At 70.5% G+C, this 1,027-nt stretch carries 1 protein-coding gene; it reads right to left on the bottom strand.

The features are described 5' to 3' along the window. A partial coding sequence (locus tag ACZ4LX_RS38270) for a LacI family DNA-binding transcriptional regulator (protein ID WP_467652045.1) occupies nt 1–1,023 on the bottom strand: 1,023 nt, incomplete at its 3' end. Between the last annotated feature and the right edge of the window lie 4 nt (nt 1,024–1,027).

Raw genomic sequence — 1,027 nt, 5'->3', positions numbered from 1 at the left:
GGCGGGGGCCTGTGCGGTGGAGCCACGCGGGGTGAGTGACGGGGTGGGTACCTGTACGGAACCGGTGTGTTCGCCCTCGATGACCGCGAACAGGGTGCGGGCCACCTGTGCCCCGAAGCTGTGCACGTCATGGCTCATCGCCGACAGGGTGGGATGCGTGATCCGGCACAGCTGCGAGTCGTCCCAGGCGAGCAGCGACAGGTCGTCGGGCACCACGAAGCCCATCTCGGCGGCGACTCCGGCGCCCGCGACGGCCATGATGTCGTTGTCGTAGACGATGGCCGTCGGGCGCTGGGCCGACATCAGCAGGGACCGGGTGGCCCTGGCCCCTTCGGCGCCGTCGAATCCCGTCGCGATCTGCCGGCCCTCCTCCAGGCCCAGTTCCCGCATCGTGGCCGCGAACGCGGTGGCCCGGATGGTGCTGTGTCCCAGGCCGACCGGGCCGCCGACCCGGGCGATCCGCCGGTGTCCCAGTGCCGCGAGATAGCGCACGGCCTCGGCCGCCGCGGTGGCGTCATCCGTCCACACCGAGGGAAACCCGCCGGTCAGGGACGGATGCCCGACAGCCACCACCGGCAGCCCGATGGCCCCCAGCGAGGGAACCCTGGGATCGTCCTCATGGAAGTCGACCAGCAGCGCACCGGCGATCGTCCGGCTGCGCCACCACGACCTGTACAGCTCGGTCTCCTCACCGAGATCCCGCACCAGCCGCAGCAGCAAGGAGTACGACCGCTCGGCCAGCACACTCTCGATCCCCGAGATGAAGTCCATGTAGAACGGTTCGAGCCCGAGCAGCCGCGCCGGACGGCACAGCGCCAGCCCGACGATGTCCACCCGCTGACCGGAGAGACTGCGCGCCGTCAGATTCGGCGCCCAGCCCAGCTCCCCCGCCGCCTCGAAGATCCGCTCACGCGTGGCATCCGAAACACCACGCTTGTTGTTGAACGCCAACGAGACCGCGCCCTTGGACACACCGGCCCGAGCCGCGACGTCCTTGATCGTGACCCGCGCCGGACCGCTCACCTCG

It is taken from the genome of Streptomyces sp. NPDC026062, assembly GCF_055568375.1.
The sequence above is the reverse complement of the archived record's forward strand: the minus strand, read 5'-3'. Positions and strand labels throughout refer to the sequence as shown.